This is a genomic window from Delftia acidovorans NBRC 14950, from assembly GCF_001598795.1.
Lineage (GTDB): Bacteria > Pseudomonadota > Gammaproteobacteria > Burkholderiales > Burkholderiaceae_C > Comamonas > Comamonas acidovorans.
On sequence record NZ_BCZP01000003.1, the window covers coordinates 45,504 to 64,022 of the forward strand.

Below are 18,519 nucleotides of genomic sequence, written 5' to 3' on the forward strand. Positions count from 1 at the left end.
GAATCCATGACGGAAAAAGAGGGGCCTATGCCCCTCATTTTTCAGCTTCAGCCGCTTACAGCGCCTGCACCAGTTCCGGCACGGCCTGGAACAGGTCGGCCTCCAGGCCGTAGTCGGCCACCGAGAAGATCGGTGCCTCGGGGTCCTTGTTGATCGCCACGATCACCTTGGAGTCCTTCATGCCGGCCAAATGCTGGATGGCGCCCGAGATGCCCAGGGCGATGTACAGCTGCGGCGCCACGATCTTGCCGGTCTGGCCGACCTGCAGGTCGTTGGGCGCATAGCCCGCATCCACCGCAGCGCGCGAAGCGCCGATGGCGGCACCCAGCTTGTCGGCCAGGGGGGTGATGACTTCCTGGAACTTCTCGCTGCTGCCCAGCGCGCGACCGCCGGAGACGATGATCTTGGCAGCCGTCAGTTCCGGGCGGTCGTTCTTGGTGACCTCGCGGCCCACGAAGCTGCTCTTGCCGTTGTCGCCAGCGGCTGCCAGCTGCTCCACCTGGGCGCTGCCGCCCGTGGTGGCCGCTGCGTCAAAGCCCGTGCCGCGCACGGTGATGACCTTGATCTTGTCGCTGCTTTGCACCGTGGCAATGGCGTTGCCGGCGTAGATGGGGCGCTCGAAGGTGTCGGCGCTGTCCACCTTGGTGATGTCGCTGATCTGGGCCACGTCCAGCTTGGCGGCCACGCGCGGCGCAGCGTTCTTGCCGCTGGCGGTGGCAGGGAACAGGATGTGGCTGTAGTTCGAAGCAATTGCCAGCACTTGCGCTGCGATGTTCTCGGCCAGGCCGTCCTTCAGGCTGGCGCCATCGGCGTGGATGACCTTGGACACGCCAGCGATCTGGGCCGCGGCCTGCGCAGCGGCGCTGGCATTCTCGCCCGCCACCAGCACATGCACGTCGCCGCCGCAGGCCAGGGCCGCAGTGACGGTGTTGAGCGTGGCGCTCTTGATGGAAGCGTTGTCGTGTTCTGCAATAACGAGGGATGTCATGTCGCTGTCTTCCTTAGATCACTTTGGCTTCGTTCTTGAGCTTGGACACCAGCGTGGCAACGTCCGGCACCTTGACACCGGCACCGCGCTTGGCGGGCTCGGCCACCTTGAGCGTCTTCAGGCGCGGGGCCACATCGACGCCCAGCTCTTCAGGCTTGACGGTGTCCAGCTGCTTTTTCTTGGCCTTCATGATGTTGGGCAGCGTGACGTAGCGCGGCTCGTTCAGGCGCAGGTCGGTGGTGATGACGGCCGGCAGGCTCAGGGCTAGGGTTTCCAGGCCGCCGTCCACTTCACGGGTCACGTTGACCTTGTCGCCAGCGACTTCGACCTTGGAGGCGAAGGTGGCCTGGGGCAGGTCGGCCAGGGCCGCCAGCATCTGGCCGGTCTGGTTGGCGTCGTCGTCGATGGCCTGCTTGCCCAGGATGATCAGGCCGGGTTGTTCCTTGTCCACCAGCGCCTTGAGCAGCTTGGCGACGGCCAGGGGCTGCAGCTCCTCGGTGGTCTCCACCAGGATGCCGCGGTCGGCACCGATGGCCATGGCCGTGCGCAGGGTTTCCTGGCACTGGGCCACGCCGCAGGAGACGGCGATGACTTCGGTGGCCACGCCCTTTTCCTTGAGGCGAACGGCTTCTTCGACGGCGATTTCGTCAAAGGGGTTCATGCTCATCTTGACGTTGGCGATGTCCACGCCCGTGCCGTCCGACTTCACGCGGACCTTCACGTTGTAGTCCACCACGCGCTTGACCGGGACCAAAACCTTCATTGCAGCGGCTCCTGATTGATTGATAGATTGACGTTTACGTAAACCGAAATCATTGTATGCGGCGCTGCAGCAGCTGCGGCAGGTTTCCCTGACGGCCGAGGGCCGCATGCGCGCTCACAAAAAAGAACGATCGTGCCATTTTAAGCACGACCATTGAGATTTCCTGCGGGGGAACAGCCTGAACTCAGGGTATGCACCTAGGAATAATCCTAGCTGCTTTTCTCTGCTGCCTGAGCCACCACGCCCCCGCGTTCGGTGATCTGTACCACCTGCTTGGGAACTGGCAGGCTCACGCCCGCCGCACGCAGGCCGCGCAGCACGGCGAGGTTCACCTCGGAGCGCACATTGCCCTGACCATTTTGCGGGTCGTTGATGTAGTAGCTGAGACTGAACTGCAGACCCTGCTCGACAAAGTCGACCAGTGCCACCGAAGGCGCGGGCGTCTTGAGAACGCGCGGCTGCGCGGCTGCGGCATCGAGCAGGATGCCGCGCACCTGCTCCACATCGCTGTCCATGCCCACGACGATGTTGGTGGACAGGCCGAACTTGACGTCGAATCCGGTGAGGTTCTCCACACGCTGGGTGATCAGCGTCTCGTTGGGCACGATGGATTCGCGGCCGTTGAGCGCGCGGATGATGGTGTAACGCGTGCGGATGTCGGTAATGCGGCCCTCGAAGCCATCCACGCGCACGTTGTCGCCGATGCGCAGCGCGCGCTCGATCAGCACCAGAAAGCCGCTGACGTAGTTGGAGGCGATCTTCTGCATGCCGAAACCCAGGCCCACGCCGATGGCGCCGCCCATGACGGACAGCGCCGTCAGGTCCACGCCCACCATGGACAGCGACACCAGCAGCCCCACCAGAATCAGCACGCTGCGCGTGATGTTCATGGCCACCTTGCGCATGGACAGGTCGCTGACCCACTGGTTGATGACCTTCTGCTCGAACAGCGTTGCCACCCACAGCACGGCCACCATCATCAGGCCCGCCGACAGCGTGCCCTCGATCAGGTTGAGCAGGCTGACCGGCGTCTTGCCGATGTTGAACTGCAGGGCCTCCAGCTCCTCCATGACCTGCGGCAGCAGGCCGATGCTGTGCAGCACGGCCGCGCCCCAGGCCAGCCAGGAAAAAATGCGCTCGATCAGGCGCACCACGGTGGAATTGGGGAAGGTCCGGCTGAGCACCCGCGCCACGAAGCGGATCACCGACAGGGACACCAGCAGCGACACGGCCACGCGCAACCAGAACACCGTGGAAAACCGCGCCAGGATCTCCTGGCTGGTGAAGACCAGCACCAGCGCCAGCAGCGGGAACAGGGCGCCATCGAGCGCATGGCGGCCTATCCATACGGAGGGCTTCCCATCGTTGAGATGGCCGTAACGCGCATGCAGGCCGCGCATGGCGCCGTAGGCCAGCAGCAGGCAGGCGATGAGCACGGAGAACTCCAGCCAGGCGCTGGAGCTTTGGAAGTCGTTGATGAGCTTGTCGAAGATGTCCATGGGTCAGGGCCGTTCCGCCGCAAGGGCGCAGGCCGCCATCATCGCGCAGATCCAGGACAGGCCGACCGGACCGGGACCTACATGCAGGTCGGTCAGCGGCCCGTCTTCCAGGCCGGTTCGCGCTTGGCGGCGAAGGCCTGGGCGCCCTCCTGGGCGTCGGCATCCATCATGTTGGCGGCCATGGTCTGGCCGGCCAATTGGTAGGCCGCCTCGATGCCCATCTCGCGCTGCCGGTAGACCAGGGCCTTGCCCATGGCCACGGCCGCACGGGGCTTGCTGACGATGGACTGCACGAAGTGCTCGACGGCATCGTCCAGCGCCTCCTCGGCCACCACGCGGTTGACCAGGCCCTGCTCCAGCGCCTGCTGCGCGTCGATGAAGTCGCCCGTGAGCAGCATCTCCATGGCCTGCTTGGCCGGCACGTTGCGCACCAGCGGCACGCTGGGGGTGGCGCAGAACAGGCCATAGTGGATGCCGCTGGTGGCAAAGCGTGCCGCCTGCGCAGCAACGGCCAGATCGCACTGGGCCACGAGCTGGCAGCCTGCCGCCGTGGCAATGCCGTGCACGCGCGCGATCACGGGAACGGGCAGCCGGTGGATGGACAGCATCATGCGGCTGCACTGGGCGAACAGCTTCTGGTAGTAGTCCAGCTGCGGATGGGCCGCCATGTCCTTGAGGTTGTGTCCGGCGCAAAAAGCCTTGCCGGCCGCAGCCAGCACGACCACGCGCACGGACTCGTCGCGCGCCACGTCGTCCAGGGCCTGCTGCAGCTGCGTGAGCATCTGCTCGCCCAGGGCATTGAAGCGCTGCGGGTCGTTGAGCGTGAGGCGCACGACGCCGCGCGCGTCGCGCTGCACGTCGAGCAGGGGGCTGGCTTCAGAAGGATTGGTGCTCGCGTTCATGGTGCTCCAGATCCGGTTCAGAGGTCGGCCAGCACGCGCACGTGCGCTTCCACGCTGCGCGCAAGCGGCCCCATCACATAGCCGCCTTCCAGGCAGGAGACGATACGCCCCTTGGAAAAGCGCCGCGCGATGTCCTTGATGCGCGAGGTGATCCAGGTGAAGTCCTGCTCGGTCATGCCCAGCTGGCCCATGTCGTCCTCGCGGTGGGCGTCGAAGCCGGCGCTGATGAAGATCAGCTCGGGCTTGAAGGCCTCCAGGCGCGGAATCCACATCATCTCGACGATTTCGCGGATGTCCATGCCCTTGGTATAGGCGGCCACCGGCACGTTGACCATGTTGGCGGCCGGATGCTGGTCGCCGCTGAAGGGATAGAACGGGTGCTGGAAGATGCCGCACATGAGCACGCGGTCATCGCCGGAGAGGATGTCCTCCGTGCCGTTGCCGTGGTGCACGTCGAAATCGATCACGGCCACGCGCTTGAGGTGGTGGCGGCTGAGCGCGTACTTCACGCCCACGGCCACGTTGTTGAAGAAGCAAAAGCCCATGGCCTGGTGGCGCGTGGCATGGTGGCCCGGCGGGCGCACGGCGCAAAAGGCGTTCTCCAGCTCGCCGGCCATCACCGCATCGGTGGCCGCCAGCGCGGCGCCGGCCGCATGCAGGGCGGCCGAGAAGGTATGGCTGTTGATGGAGGTGTCGGTATCGATCTGGGAGTACTCGGGGCCGCCGGCCTGCTGCTCCTCAACCAGGCGCTGTGTCAGGCCCTGCAGCGCGGCCACATGCATGCGGTCATGGGCCAGTTCGATGTCGGCCAGCGAGGCCTGGGGGGCCTCGTGCCGCTCCAGCGCATCGGCCACGCCGGTCACCAGCAGCCGGTCCTCGATGGCGTCGAGCCGGGCCGGGCATTCCGGGTGCCCCGGCCCCATCTCATGCCGCCAGCACTCCCTATGGGTGAAATAACCCGTCTTGCCCACAGTGATGTCTCCGCGATGTTTTTTTTAGGATAACGTCGCGCCATGCAAGCAACACACAAGATCAAGGCGCTTCTGGATCAGCTTAACACGGTGGTTGTAGGGAAACCGGCTCAGGTCCGCGACAGTGTGGCCTGCCTGCTGGCCGGGGGACACCTGCTGCTGGAAGACGTTCCCGGCGTGGGCAAGACCACGCTGGCGCATGCGCTGGCACACAGCTTCGGGCTGCAGTTCTCGCGCGTGCAGTTCACGGCCGACCTCATGCCCAGCGACCTCACCGGCGTGTCCATCTATGAGCGCGCCAGCGAGACCTTTGTCTTCCACCCGGGCCCCGTTTTCGCCCAGGTGCTGCTGGCCGACGAGATCAACCGCGCCAGCCCCAAGACGCAGAGCGCCCTGCTCGAAGCCATGGAGGAGCGACAGGTCTCGGCCGAGGGCCGCACGCACCGCCTGCCCGAGCCCTTCTTCGTGATCGCCACCCAGAACCCGCAGGAACAGCTGGGCACCTTCCCGCTGCCCGAAAGCCAGCTGGACCGCTTCCTGATGCGCATCAGCCTGGGCTATCCCGACCGCGCGGCCGAGCGATCCCTGCTGTCCGGCAATGGCCGGCGCGCCCAGGCCGATGCGCTGGCACCGCTGCTGACCACGCAGGAGCTGCAGGACCTGCAGGCAGCCGTGCTCCAGGTGCATGCCAGCGATGCCCTGCTCGACTATGTGCAGGACTTGCTGGAAGCCACGCGCTCGGGCCAGTGGTTCGTGCAGGGCCTGTCGCCTCGCGCGGGCATTGCGCTGCTGCGCGCGGCCCGGGCCGTGGCCCTGATGGAAGGGCGCGACTATGTGGCGCCCGACGATGTGCAGGCCATCCTGCCGCAGACGGCGGCCCACCGCCTGGTGCCCATAGGCTCCTCCGGCCGGGGCGCCGTGGAGCAGGTGCGCGCCATGCTGGACGCCGTGGCGCTGCGCTGATGCCGGCCGCCCCCGCGTCTTCGCCCGGCGCCCCCCAGCCGGGGGCATCGCTGCGCCAGCGCTGGTCTCCCGCGCGGCGCGTGCGCCAGTGGTGGCATGCCCGCCTGCCCCGCACGGACAGCCTGAAGCTGACCCAGCGCAATGTCTACATCATGCCGTCGCGTGCAGGCTGGGCCCTGGCGCTGACGCTGTGCGTGCTGCTGGTGGCCGCCATCAACTACCAGCTCAACCTGGGCTATCTGCTGACGTTCCTGCTGGCCGGCAGCGCGGCAGCGGGCATGGTGGTCGGCCACGGCAATCTGCGCGGCTTGGCGCTGCATCTGCTGCCGCCGGCCGGCAGCTTTGCCGGCCAGCCCTGCCGCTTCGACGTGGTGCTGCACAACACGCGCCGCAGCACGCGTTGGGGCATAGGCCTTGCCGTGCAAGCCGATACGGCGGCCACCGACTGGACCTGGATCGATGTCCCGGCACAGGGCAGCACCACGGCGCAACTGGCTTTCACGCCACTGCGCCGGGGCCTGCAATCGCTGCCCACGATCACGGCGGCCACACGCTACCCGCTGGGCACCTTCCGCGTCTGGGCGCTGTGGCGCGCGCAGACCCAGGCCTGGATCTACCCGGCGCCCGAACACAATCCCCCGCCCCTGCCTGCGGCCAGTGCCGATGCCGGCGGCCGCAGCGCGGCCTCCACGCGCCACGGCGACGAGTTCGATGGCGTGCGTGCCTACCGGCGCGGTGATGCGCTCAAGCTGGTGGTCTGGAAAAAGGCCGCCCAGGCCTTTGCCACGGGCAGTGACCAGCTGGTGAGCCGCGACCGCCCGCTGTCCCAGCAGCACCGCCTGTGGCTGGACGCCAAGGCCACCGGCCTGGCCGACCCCGAGGCCCGCCTCAGCCGCCTGACCGCCTGGGTGCTGGTCGCACGCCAGCAGGACCTGACCTGGGGCCTGCGCCTGCCCGACGGCCGCGAGATCGCCCCCGACCAGGGCGCGGCCCACGCCACGCTCTGCCTGGAAGCCCTGGCGGCCTGCCCATGAATCGCACGTCCATGCCCTCCTCCTTCCAAGCCATTGCGCAGCCCGCGGCCACCTGGCGCCAGCGCCTGGCCGCCCTGCCGCGCGATGCGCGCGACACCCTGTTCCTGCTGGCCGTGGTCGCCTGGGTGCTGATGCCCCAGGCCGCCCACACGCCCTGGTGGACCATGGTCTTCGTGGCCGGCCTGCTGCTGTGGCGCGGCCTGCTGGCCTGGCGCGGCCAGCCCCTGCCCGGCCGCTGGGTGCTGGGTGGATTGCTGCTGCTGGCCGTGGGCGCCACCTGGGTCTCGCACGGCACCTTTATCGGGCGCGATGCGGGCGTGACCCTGATCGTGCTGCTGCTGGCGCTCAAGACGCTGGAGCTGCGCGCCCGGCGCGATGCCATGGTGGTGTTCTTCCTGGGCTTCTTCGCGCTGCTGGCCAACTTCTTCTACTCGCAATCCCTGCTGCTGGCCCTGGCCATGGTGCTGGGCCTGCTGGGCCTGCTCACGGCCCTGGTCAATGCCCACATGACCGCCGGCCGCCCGCCGCTGACGCAGGCGCTGCGCACGGCAGCCCTGCTGGCGCTGTGGGGTACGCCGGTGATGGTGGCGCTGTTCCTGTTCTTCCCGCGCATGGCGCCGCTGTGGGGTGTGCCTAGCAACGACCTGGCCGGCCGCAGCGGCCTGTCGGAAAACATGCGCGTGGGCTCCATGGCCTCGCTGGTGCTGGACGAGAACGTGGCCCTGCGCCTGCGCTTCGATACGCCCGATGGTGCTCCTCCGCCGGCCAACACCCTGTATTTCCGGGGACCCGTTCTGTCGCGCTTTGACGGACAGGAATGGCAGATGGACACAGAGGCTGGGCTGGACAGCGCCCAGTTGCGCGTATCGGGCGAAGGCGTGCGCTACCAGATGACCATAGAGCCCAGCCGCCGCCCCTGGCTGACCATGCTCGACGCCACGCCCCAGCCCCCCGAACTGCCCCAGGGCATGGGCAGCGCCCGCATGACGCCCCAGCTGCAATGGCTGGCCTGGCGCCCCATCACCGACGTGGTGCGCATCAGCGCCCAAAGCCATGTGCAGTTCAGCTACGGGCCGCTGCAGCCCACGCGCGCCCTGCGCCGCTACACCCAGCTGCCCGAAGGCAGCAACCCGCGCACGCTGGCGCTGGCCCGGCAGATGCGCGCCGACCCGCAACTGGCCGACGCCCCGCCCCGCGCCTGGGTACAGGCCGCGCTGGCGCGCCTGCGCACGGGAGGCTACACCTACACGCTGGAGCCCGGCGTGGTGGACAGCGTGCACACGGCCGATGACTTCTGGTTCGACAGCAAAGAGGGATTCTGCGAGCACATCGCCTCGGCCTTCGCCGTGCTGATGCGCGGCATGGGCGTGCCTGCCCGCATCGTCACCGGCTACCAGGGCGGCGAGCGCAACCCTGTCGATGGCTACTGGACCGTGCGCAACGCCGACGCCCACGCCTGGACCGAGGTCTGGCTGGAGGACGAGGGCTGGGTGCGCATCGACCCCACCGGCGCCGTGGCTCCGTCGCGCGTGGGCGAGTTCCAGCGCCTGCGCGCGCCCCAGGGTGCCATTGCGGGCGCCGTGGGCAACTTCGTGGGCGTGGGCATGCTGCAGCAGATGCGCGCCGTGTGGGAGGCCGTCAACAACGGCTGGAACCAGTGGGTGCTGAACTACACGCAAAGCCGCCAGCTGGACCTGCTCAAGAACCTGGGCGTGCAGTCGCCATCGTGGGTGGACATGCTGCGCCTGCTGGGCGCGCTGGCCGGCGTGGCCGCACTGGCCTGGCTGGCCTGGATGGCACGCGCCCAGCGCAACAGCCGCGATGAATGGCTGCGCCTGATGGACAGGACCCGCGCCCGGCTGCGGCGCATCGGCCTGGATGCCGATGCCAGCCTGCCCCCGCGCGCGCTGGCAGCCCAGGTCATGGACCGCTGGGGCCAGGACGACGCCACGGCCGCCAAGGCCCTGCACGACTGGCTTTTGGACATGGAGCGCCAGCGCTACGCACGCGCCCCCCAATCCGTCCCCCTATACGCACCCCAGTCCGCACCCAAATCCGCACCCGACACCCCCGGCCTGCCCGCCCTGCGACGCCAATGGCGGGCGCTGGACTGGCCACGCACTCCGCAGCCACGGCCACAAGCCGCCGCTGCCGGCCCCACGACAAGCACACCATGACCAAGCAACGACTGATCCCCTCCGCCCTGCTGCTGCTTGCGGCCGCCGCCCTGCCCTGCGGCGCGCTGGCCAGCAAGCCGGCGCCCGCCCAGACCGGCGCAGCCAAGACTGCCGCCAAGTCCACGGCCAAACCTTCCACGAAAAAGCGCACGGCCGCTGCTGCCGCCGCCACGGCCGCTGGCGGCGCCGCCGTGGCCAGGACCGTGCAGGGCAGCACGCCCTACGGAGAACGGCCTGATGCCATGCAAATGGCCGCCGACATTGCGATGCGCCACGACCTGCCGGTGGACTGGGTGCGCGACACCATCGCCCAGGCGCGCTTTCTGCCCCAGGTTCCCCGCCTGATGACGCCGGCTGCCCAGGGCACGGCCAAGAACTGGGGCGTCTACCGCAGCCGCTTTGTCGAGCCCGTGCGCATACGCGCCGGAACCCGCTTCTGGCAGGCCAATGCCGCCGCGCTGGCGCGTGCCGAAAAGCAGTATGGTGTGCCGGCCGAAATCATCGTCGGCATCATCGGCGTGGAGACCATCTACGGCCAGCAGATGGGCAACTTCCGCGTGATCGACGCCCTGGCCACGCTGAGCTTCGACTTCCCCGCAGCCCACCCCCGCGCGCAGGCACGCACCGAGTATTTCCGCGGCGAGCTGGAGCAGTTCCTGCGCTTCACGTACCGTGCGGGCACGGACCCGTTCTCGCTGCGCGGCAGCTACGCGGGTGCCATGGGCATGGGCCAGTTCATGCCCAGCAGCTGGGTGAAGTGGGCGGTGGACTTCGACGGCGACGACCGCATCGACCTGTTCGGCAGCGCGGCCGACGCCATCGGCTCGGTGGCCAACTACTTTGTCGCGCATGGCTGGAAAAGCGGCATGCCCACCCACTACCCTGTGATCATGCAGGCCCAGGGCGCCGACCTGGCCGCCCTGCTGGCGCCCGACATCCTGCCCCAGTTCACGGCCGACGAGATGGCTGCGCGCGGCGTACAGCTGCCGGGCGGCGGCGCGGCGCATCAAGGGCCGCTGGCCCTGGTCAAGCTGGAAAACGGCGCGCAGGGCCAGCCGCTGTACATCGCGGGCACGGAGAACTTCTATGCCATCACGCGCTACAACTGGTCCAGCTACTACGCGCTGTCCGTGATCGAACTGGGCCAGGAAGTCGCGGCAGCCATGGGCCGCTGATCCGGGCCATCCAAACCGTCGAGGCCGTCAGGGCCGCCGCATGCGGCACATCGCAGGCTGCTCGGCACGCGCCGCCTCGATCTCTCGCACCACGCGGAAGCCGTAGCCCGAGCCCTCCACATCGAAGGGCACGCCGGGCGCGCCCTGCCTGTCCATGACACCGACCACCAGCGCCTGCTGGAACTGGTGGTCGGCCGCGCGCATGCGGCCCTTGCGCCCGGCCAGCGCCACCTCGGCGCCTTCCAGCGCCTGCGCCACGGCCACCGTGTCGGTGCTGCCCGCACGCGCCATGGACTGGGCCAGGGCCTCGATCATCAGCTGCATGCGCATGTGCACATAGTCATCGGCAGGCCTGGGAAAGCGCTCGCGGAATGACTTGTAGAAGGCCTGGCTGTCGGGGCCCGGCACGTTGGGCAGCCAGTCGGCCACGGCCAGCACCTTGCCCACGCCGGCCTCGCCCAGGGCGGCTGGCGCGCCCAGCGCATTGCCATAGAAGGTGTAGAAGCGGCCGTCAAAACCCGCCTCCCGCGCGGCCTTGACCAGCAGCATCAGATCGTTGCCCCAGTTGCCCGTGATCACGGCCTGGGCGCCACTGGCCTTGATCTTGGCGGCATAGGGCGCAAAGTCCTTGACGCGGCCCACGGGGTGCAGCTCGTCGCCCACGATGGCCACATCGGGCCGCTGCGCGGCCAGCTGGCGCCGTGCTTCGCGCAGCACGGCCTGGCCAAAGCTGTAGTCCTGCCCGATCAGGTAGGCGCTGCGCACGGCCGCGTCCTCGCGCAGCACCTGCATCAGCGCGGCCATGCGCATGTCGGCATGGGCGTCGAAGCGAAAGTGCCAGAAGCTGCAGCGCTCGTTGGTGAGCGCAGGATCGACGGCCGAGTAGTTCAGGTACAGCACGCGCCGGGCCGGATCGCGCTCGTTGTGCTTGGCAATGGCATCGACCAGCACGGCCGCCACGGCCGAAGAATTGCCCTGCATGACCACGCGCGCACCGCCGTCGATGGCTGCGCGCAGCGCGGACAGCGCCTCCTCGTTCTGGCCCTTGCTGTCATGGCGTTCGATGGCCAGGGGCCGGGCGCCGCCCTGCGCGGCCGGCAGTGGCACACCGCCGCGCGCATTCACGCGCTCGGTGGCCCACAACAGGTTGCGGAACACGGCCTCGCCCGTATTGGCGAAGGGGCCGGACAGGCTTTCGATCAGCGCCAGCCGTATGGGCTCGCCAAGCGGCGGGGGCACGGGCTGTCCGCGTTCGTTTGCGGCCAGGGCCGCCAGCACGGGCGCAGCAAATAGCGCCATGGCACCGCTTTTCAAGACCTTGCGGCGCAATTTATTCATGGCTTTTTCCCTCTTGAAATGCGTTCAACGCCGCTCAACTACGCTCCATGCGGCGACAACTTCGATGAAGCCGCGCAGTTTATAGGAGCCACTTCACCATGATTTTCTCGCCTGTTCTCCGCCGCAACGCCTTCAACCCCCAAGCCGCCGATCTGGCCCTGCAACGCTTCCTGCAAGGCACCCTGGGCAACGCCGCCCACTCTCCCTCGTCGGTGCAGGTGCAGCGCGATGAAAAGGCCACGACGCTGCAGCTGGATGTGCCCGGCCTGTCCCGCGAGCAGCTGCAGCTGAGCATCGAAGGCGCCGTGGTCCGTCTGTCCAGCGTCGAGGGTGCGCCCCGCCAGGTGCAGCGCGCCTGGGAGCTGGACCATGAGATCGACACTGCCGCCAGCAGCGCAAAGCTGGAAAACGGCGTGCTCACGCTGTCCCTGGCCCGCCTGGAGCCGCAGAGCAAGGCCACCACGCTGAGCATCCAGTAAATCCGGTCAGCGAGTTTGTGCACCCGGGCTGTCAACCAATCCTTTCTTCCCTCCTCTTAGCAAGGTGACAGCCCGTTTTCAAAGCCCGGCACATGCCGGGCTTTTTTTGTGCTGCACAGGCTGCGCCTCAAGGTGGCCCGCCGCACGGCGCGGCGATGGGGAAGACAGAGGCGGCCGAAGAATCAGGCCAGCGAATCGAGCGGCCAGCGCGGCTTGACGTCGAAGGCGTAGTGCCTGTTGGCCACTTCCCGGCCCGCCTGCAGGCGCATGGCGGCGGCCATGGCGATCATGGCGCCGTTGTCGGTGCACAGGTGCAGCTCGGGGTAGTGCACGCGCAGCTTGCGCTTGGCGCAGGCCGCATCCAGCTGGGAGCGCAGCAGCCGGTTGGCACCCACGCCGCCGGCCACGACCACGCGCTTCATGCCGGTCTGCTCCAGCGCGGCCAGGGTCTTCTTGACCAGCACCTCGACGATGGCGGCCTGCGTGCTGGCGGCCAGGTCGGCCTTGCGCGCCTCCAGGTCATCGCCCAGCTTCTTCGCCTGGGTCAGCACGGCCGTCTTCAGGCCGGCGAAGGAGAAGTCCAGGTCGCCCGAATGCAGCAGCGGCCGGGGCAGCTTGAAGGCCTGGGCATCGCCGCCTTCGGCCAGGCGCGAGAGCACGGGGCCACCCGGATAGGGCAGGCCCATGAGCTTGGCCGATTTGTCGAAGGCCTCGCCGGCAGCGTCATCGATGGTCTCGCCCAGGATGGCGTAGCTGCCCACGCCGTCCACGCGCATCAGCTGCGTGTGGCCGCCCGAGACCAGCAGGGCCACGAAGGGGAATTCGGGGGGATCGGCGCTCAGGAAGGGCGACAGCAGATGGCCTTCCAGGTGGTGCACGCCCAGCACGGGCTTGTTCAATGCCGCAGCCATGGCGCAGGCCACGCCCGCACCCACCAGCAGCGCGCCGGCCAGGCCGGGGCCGCGCGTGAAGGCGATCACATCGACCTGGTCCAGCGTGCGGCCGGACTCGCCCAGCACGTTTTCGGTCAGCGGCAGCACGCGGCGGATGTGGTCTCGGCTGGCCAGCTCGGGCACCACGCCGCCGTAGGCGCGGTGCATGTCGATCTGGCTGTGCAGCGCATGGGACAGCAGCGTGGGCACGCCCGTGCCATCGGGGGCCTCGACCAGGGCCACGCCGGTTTCATCGCAGGAGGATTCGATCCCCAGAATCAGCAAACTCATGGGGCTGAAGTGTAGAACCTGCGGGCGCGGCGCACGGCCACCGGCATCAATGGCCCCTGGCAGGCGGGCAGTTGCACGGCCGGCGCTCCGCTACAGGTTGTCTATGTAGGAAGAGCGCGAGAACCGCACGGGCTCGAAGCCGTCGGAGGTCCAGATTTCGCTGGCGATCAGTGCCTGGGCATCCATGGGGCGGGCAAAGTAAAAGCCCTGCAGCTCGTCGCAGCCCAGCGCCTGCAGCACTTCGCGCTGCTGCTGGTTGGTCACGCCTTCGGCCACCACGCGCAGCTCCAGCGCATGGGCCAGGCGCACGATGGCGTCGACCACCGCCCGCGCATCGCTCTTGAGGGCCACGTCGCGCACAAAGCTGCGGTCGATCTTCACCTCGTCGGCGCACAGCTGGCGCAGCAGGGCCAGGCTGGAGTAGCCGGTGCCGAAGTCGTCGATGGAGATCTGCACGCCCATGCCCGTGAGTTCGGCAATCACGGCCATCGTGGTCTTGTCGTCCTCCATGGCCACGGACTCGGTGATCTCGAAGACCAGTTGCTCGGGCCGGATGCTGTGCCTTGCGATCGCCTCGGCGATGAACTGCGCCAGCCGCGTCTGAAAGAGCTGGTAGCCCGAGATATTGATGGACACCCGCATGAAGCGCCGCTCGCGCGCCCATTGCGCGGTCTGGCGGCAGGCCTCGTCGATGACCCAGTCGCCGATCTCGCTGATCAGGCCGAAGCGCTCGGCCAGCGGGATGAACACGCGGGGACTGATCAGGCCGAACTGCGGGTGGTTCCAGCGCGCCAGCGCCTCCACGCTGCGGATGCGGCCCGTGCGGGTATCGATCTTGGGCTGATAGAACAGCACCAGCTGCTCGCTGGCCACGGCGCGGCGCAGGGCCTGCTGCAGGTCGAACTGCGCGACCACGCCCTGGCGCATGCTTTCCTTGAAGATGGCGTAGGTGTTCCCGCCGGCACGCTTGGCCGTGTACATGGCGGCATCGGCCGCCGCCATGAGCTTTTCCTTCTTGCCATGGTCGGGATAGATGGCCACGCCGATGGAGCTGCTGATGGAGACCGCTTTTCCTGGCAGGTCGAACGGCTGGCTCAAGGCCTTCTGCACCCGTCCGGCCATGGCCACGGCATCGTCCACCGAAGCCAGGCAGCCCAGCAGCAGCACGAACTCGTCGCCACCCACGCGCGCCAGCGTGTCCGATTTGCGCGTCATATGGCCCAGGCGCACGGCCACCTGGCACAGCAGCGCATCGCCTGCGGCATGGCCTTCCACATCGTTGATGGGCTTGAATCCATCCAGGTCGATGTACAGCAGGCCCACGCGCACCGGCCCGCAGGGCCCCGGCTGCTCCACCGAGCTGTCGGCGCGCGCAATCGTGCGGCCCAGCCGGTATTCGAACAGCGCCCGGTTGGCCGTACCGGTCAACGGGTCCCTGAAGGCGATGCGCTTGAGCTTCACATTGGCGCGCAGCAATTTCTCATTGCTCTGCTTGAGCGACTGCGTCAGGCGCTGCGCCTTGCAGCGCATGCGGATGTAGAGCACCGAGCACACCAGCAGGAACGCCACGAACACACCAGCACCCCACGGGCCGAGGGCATGCCATCCAGCGAACCAGACGCCCTCATCGGCAAATTGCGCCGACGCGACGCCGTCCTGGGCAGCCGCAAGCACCTGACCCTGCGCCATGCAGGGCAGCAGCGAAGCCAGCCAGCACGCAAATGTCGGGCCGCGCCAGCGCGCAGGTATCCACCGGGACACCCCCTCGGTCATGAACAGCCAATGCATGGGGAAAAACCGATCTTCTCGTGATATTTCAAACTCATGCCGATTCAGCCTCACTGCCGCATTGCGCAGCCCAATGCCGTGGTCTGCGCTGCCATGTGCGCCGGATGAACGGGGCTTTTCTTGAAATACCGCCCCATTCGCTTTGCAAACATTCGACACGCTTACACGTCAGTTTGTGTATCGAAAATTTCAAATCATTAAAAAAATTCTATCAAATCATCGATCCCGTGCCCATGCAAGCACCGCGCGACGCCCCGGCATGGGAATTGCATCCAGGTCCCTTGCACCAAGGCAAACTGCATCAAGGCAGGCAGACAGGACCAAGCCCCCATGAAAACCGCTCTCAACTTTCTTGTGGCCGCGCGGCAGTGCGAAATCGGCGAGCTGGAGCAACTGCAGCGCACCAGCGCCCTGGTGGATCTGCTCAGCCGCCTCATCCATGCGCTGCAAAAGGAGCGCGGCCTGTCCAACGTGTTTCTGGCCAGCGCAGGCGCGCGCGGCGGCCCGGCCAGGCTGGCGCAGATGGCCGAGTGCGACCGCATGGCCGCTGCGGCGCGCGACGGCTTCGAGCTGGTGGACATGCAGCCCGGTGGTGCGGGACTCACCGGCCACCCCGGTCATGGCGCGCGGCTGTTCAGCCGAATCGCCCATGTGCTGCAGTGCCTGGACGCCCTGCCCGCGCTGCGCGAGCGCGTCGCCAGCCGCGCGCTGTCGCCGGAGGCGGCCACGGCCCTCTATATCGATCTGGTGGCCGGCCTGCTGGCCGTGGTCTTCGAGGCGGCGGACAGCGCACCCGAGCCCGGCATCTCGCGCCTGCTGGTGGCCTTGTTCAATTTCATGCAGGGAAAGGAATTCGCGGGCCAGGAGCGCGCCACGGGCGTGGCGGCGTTCGGTGCGGGCGTGAGCGATGCGCCGCGCCAGCAGCACTGGCTGCACCTGATCGCCTCGCAGGAGCGCTGCTTTCAGGTCTTTGCGGAGTTCGCGCCGCCCCATTCCCTGGCCCTGTGGAAAGAAAGCAGCGTGGCCGACGCCACGCTGGCCGTGATCGAGCGGCTGCGCCGCGTGGGCTGCACGGCCACGGCGGGCGCGCCTTTGTCCGTGGAGATGGCCGAGCCCTGGTTCGACAGCTGCTCGCAGCGCATGGACGCGCTGCAGACCGTCGAGGCCCGCCTGACGGCCGAGCTGCAGCAGCAATGCCAGCACCGCATTGCCGATGCCCGCGCCGCCCTGCAGACGCTGCTGCAGGCGCCGCAGGCATTGGCGACCACGCCGGTCTCGGCCACGCTGGCGCCGGGCGAGCTGCAGCCCCCGGCCGCACGGCTGGGGCCGCAATTGGACCGTTCCGTGATGGACCTGGTGCAGGACCAGTCGCAGCGCTTGCAGGCCATGCAGGCCGAGCTGGAGACCGTACGGGCCACGCTCACGGAGCGCAAGCTGCTGGAACGCGCCAAGGGCCTGCTGATGGCGCGGCGCCAGCTCAGCGAAGGCGAAGCCCACAAGCTGCTGCGCCAAACCGCAATGAACCAGAACCGCCGCCTGGCCGATGTGGCGCAGGCCGTGCTTTCCATGGCCGATCTCCTGCCACCTGCGCCTTGAACGCCGGGCCGGTGCGAGCCATGCTGCAGTGCAGCACCGACTTGGTGCCATGGAACGCACCAGAAGGTGGCCCGGCGAGGACTGCAAGGCCGATGGACGGCATGGCCCCCTGTGAACACGGCCTGGCACGCTTTCTGCATTGACTCTGGCAACTCCCGGCCAAAGGCGGCCGGGACCCCGGTCTTGATTCAAGGCCCCAGGACAACGGCGTCACTCTCCCCGCGCAGCGCGGCTGGAGAGGACGCCGTTTTGCTTGGAACAGGGCCCGTTTGCAAGTGTTCCATTCCCGACGATCGAAGGAGTTCCGCCATGGCGTCAAGCCCCAAGCCCACCACAGGCCCTCTCACCGCCGGCCCGGCCCTGCCCCGGCGCGACTTTCTGCGCCAGGCCGGCATGCTGGCAGGCGGTGCGGCGCTCTACACCCAGCTGGGCCACCATGGCGCCTGGGCGGCCGGCTCGGATGCGCCAGAGAAGAAAGAGGTGCGCATCGGCTTCATCCCGCTGACCGACTGCGCCAGCGTGGTGATGGCCTCGGTGCTGGGGATCGATCAGAAGTACGGCGTCAAGATCATTCCTTCCAAGGAAGCGAGCTGGGCCAGCGTGCGCGACAAGCTGGTCAACGGCGAGCTGGACTTTGCCCACGTGCTCTACGGCCTGGTCTACGGCGTGCACCTGGGCGTGGGCGGCGCCAAGAAGGACATGGCCGTGCTGATGACGCTCAACCACAACGGCCAGGCCATATCGCTGTCGAAGAAACTGGCCGACAAGGGGGCCGTCAATGGCGCGGGCCTGGCCAAGCTGATGGCCAGCGAAAAGCGCGAATACACCTTTGCCCAGACCTTTCCCACGGGCACGCACGCCATGTGGCTGTACTACTGGCTGGCGGCCAACGGCATCCACCCGCTCAAGGATGCCAAGGTCATCACCGTGCCGCCGCCGCAGATGGTGGCCAATATGCGCGTGGGCAACATGGACGGCTTTTGCGTGGGCGAGCCCTGGAACCACCGCGCCATCATGGACGGCATCGGCGTCACGGCCACCACCACCCAGTCCATCTGGCAGGACCACCCCGAAAAGGTGCTGGGCACCACGGCCGAGTTCGCACGCCAGAACCCCAACACGGCACGCGCCGTGACGGCGGCCATCATCGAGGCCAGCCGCTGGATCGACGAGAGCCTGGCCAACAAGACCCGCATGGCCGAGACCATCGCTGGCAAGGCCTATGTGAACACGGGCGTGGATGCCATCAACCAGCGCATCCTGGGCCGCTACCAGGACGGCATGGGCAAGACCTGGGACGACCCCAACCACATGAAGTTCTACGGCGACGGCAGCGTGGGCTACCCCTACCTGTCCGACGGCATGTGGTTCCTGACCCAGCACAAGCGCTGGGGCCTGCTCAAGGACCACCCCGACTACCTGGGCGTGGCCCGCTCCATCAACCGCCTGGACATCTACCAGCAGGCCGCCACCGCCGCCAAGGCCCCGCTGCCCAAGGCGGAGATGCGCAGCAGCAAGCTCATGGATGGCACGGTCTGGGACGGCAAGGACCCGCGCAAGTACGCGGACAGCTTTGCCATCAAGGCCTGAGAGATCCCCTTTGAAGCCCCACCCCACAGAGGA

At 67.8% G+C, this 18,519-nt stretch carries 15 protein-coding genes; 7 read left to right on the forward strand and 8 right to left on the reverse strand.

What is annotated here, in order from left to right:
• Window positions 1–55: 55 nt before the first annotated feature.
• From DA1_RS04715 to DA1_RS04735, 5 genes are all read right to left on the reverse strand, one after another.
• Window positions 56–988, reverse strand: coding sequence for an electron transfer flavoprotein subunit alpha/FixB family protein (locus DA1_RS04715; RefSeq protein ID WP_034391467.1), 933 nt, complete (start codon window positions 986–988; stop codon window positions 56–58).
• Window positions 989–1,001: 13 nt separating this feature from the next.
• Window positions 1,002–1,751, reverse strand: a complete 750-nt coding sequence (locus tag DA1_RS04720; protein ID WP_012204310.1) for an electron transfer flavoprotein subunit beta/FixA family protein — start codon at window positions 1,749–1,751, stop codon at window positions 1,002–1,004.
• Window positions 1,752–1,960: 209 nt separating this feature from the next.
• Window positions 1,961–3,250: a mechanosensitive ion channel family protein gene (locus DA1_RS04725; RefSeq protein WP_034391465.1), complete on the reverse strand. Its 1,290-nt coding sequence runs from the start codon at window positions 3,248–3,250 to the stop codon at window positions 1,961–1,963.
• A gap of 92 nt (window positions 3,251–3,342) precedes the next feature.
• Entirely contained in the window at window positions 3,343–4,152 is an 810-nt protein-coding gene (locus DA1_RS04730) for an enoyl-CoA hydratase (protein WP_034391464.1), read from the reverse strand.
• Between the two features lie 17 nt (window positions 4,153–4,169).
• Complete coding sequence (locus DA1_RS04735; protein ID WP_049801441.1) at window positions 4,170–5,075, reverse strand: histone deacetylase family protein; 906 nt, start codon at window positions 5,073–5,075, stop codon at window positions 4,170–4,172.
• 90 nt (window positions 5,076–5,165) lie between these two features.
• On the opposite strand from DA1_RS04735, the gene DA1_RS04740 reads away from it, so the two are divergent.
• From DA1_RS04740 to mltB, 4 genes are read left to right on the forward strand one after another with little or no spacing between them, the layout of a single operon-like run.
• A complete protein-coding gene (locus DA1_RS04740) occupies window positions 5,166–6,086 on the forward strand; it encodes an AAA family ATPase (protein ID WP_013803463.1) in 921 nt (306 codons plus the stop codon).
• Entirely contained in the window at window positions 6,086–7,120 is a 1,035-nt protein-coding gene (locus DA1_RS04745) for a DUF58 domain-containing protein (protein ID WP_034391463.1), read from the forward strand. Before DA1_RS04740 ends, DA1_RS04745 begins: the two co-directional genes overlap by 1 nt.
• Window positions 7,117–9,297, forward strand: a complete 2,181-nt coding sequence (locus DA1_RS04750; protein ID WP_034391462.1) for a transglutaminase TgpA family protein — start codon at window positions 7,117–7,119, stop codon at window positions 9,295–9,297. The genes DA1_RS04745 and DA1_RS04750 overlap by 4 nt, the downstream gene beginning before the upstream one ends.
• Window positions 9,294–10,472 (forward strand): lytic murein transglycosylase B, encoded by a 1,179-nt coding sequence (mltB, locus tag DA1_RS04755; RefSeq protein WP_034398290.1) that lies wholly within the window; start codon window positions 9,294–9,296, stop codon window positions 10,470–10,472. Before DA1_RS04750 ends, mltB begins: the two co-directional genes overlap by 4 nt.
• A 27-nt stretch (window positions 10,473–10,499) precedes the next feature.
• Here mltB and DA1_RS04760 read toward each other — a convergent pair whose 3' ends face one another.
• Entirely contained in the window at window positions 10,500–11,810 is a 1,311-nt protein-coding gene (locus tag DA1_RS04760) for a branched-chain amino acid ABC transporter substrate-binding protein (protein WP_034391461.1), read from the reverse strand.
• A gap of 98 nt (window positions 11,811–11,908) precedes the next feature.
• Between DA1_RS04760 and DA1_RS04765 the strand changes: the two genes are divergently transcribed.
• Complete coding sequence (locus DA1_RS04765) at window positions 11,909–12,289, forward strand: Hsp20/alpha crystallin family protein (protein ID WP_034391459.1); 381 nt, start codon at window positions 11,909–11,911, stop codon at window positions 12,287–12,289.
• Between the two features lie 182 nt (window positions 12,290–12,471).
• On the opposite strand, the gene tsaD is transcribed toward DA1_RS04765, so the two are convergent.
• Together tsaD and DA1_RS04775 are read right to left on the reverse strand one after the other, a co-directional pair.
• Entirely contained in the window at window positions 12,472–13,512 is a 1,041-nt protein-coding gene (gene tsaD, locus DA1_RS04770; protein ID WP_034391457.1) for a tRNA (adenosine(37)-N6)-threonylcarbamoyltransferase complex transferase subunit TsaD, read from the reverse strand.
• A gap of 90 nt (window positions 13,513–13,602) precedes the next feature.
• Window positions 13,603–15,300: a putative bifunctional diguanylate cyclase/phosphodiesterase gene (locus tag DA1_RS04775; RefSeq protein ID WP_034391454.1), complete on the reverse strand. Its 1,698-nt coding sequence runs from the start codon at window positions 15,298–15,300 to the stop codon at window positions 13,603–13,605.
• A 330-nt stretch (window positions 15,301–15,630) separates the two neighbouring features.
• Here DA1_RS04775 and DA1_RS04780 point away from each other — a divergent pair, with 330 nt between their 5' ends.
• Window positions 15,631–16,896, forward strand: coding sequence for a nitrate regulatory protein (locus DA1_RS04780; RefSeq protein ID WP_034391452.1), 1,266 nt, complete (start codon window positions 15,631–15,633; stop codon window positions 16,894–16,896).
• 309 nt (window positions 16,897–17,205) lie between these two features.
• Window positions 17,206–18,486, forward strand: a complete 1,281-nt coding sequence (locus DA1_RS04785; protein ID WP_034391450.1) for a CmpA/NrtA family ABC transporter substrate-binding protein — start codon at window positions 17,206–17,208, stop codon at window positions 18,484–18,486.
• Window positions 18,487–18,519: the final 33 nt, after the last annotated feature.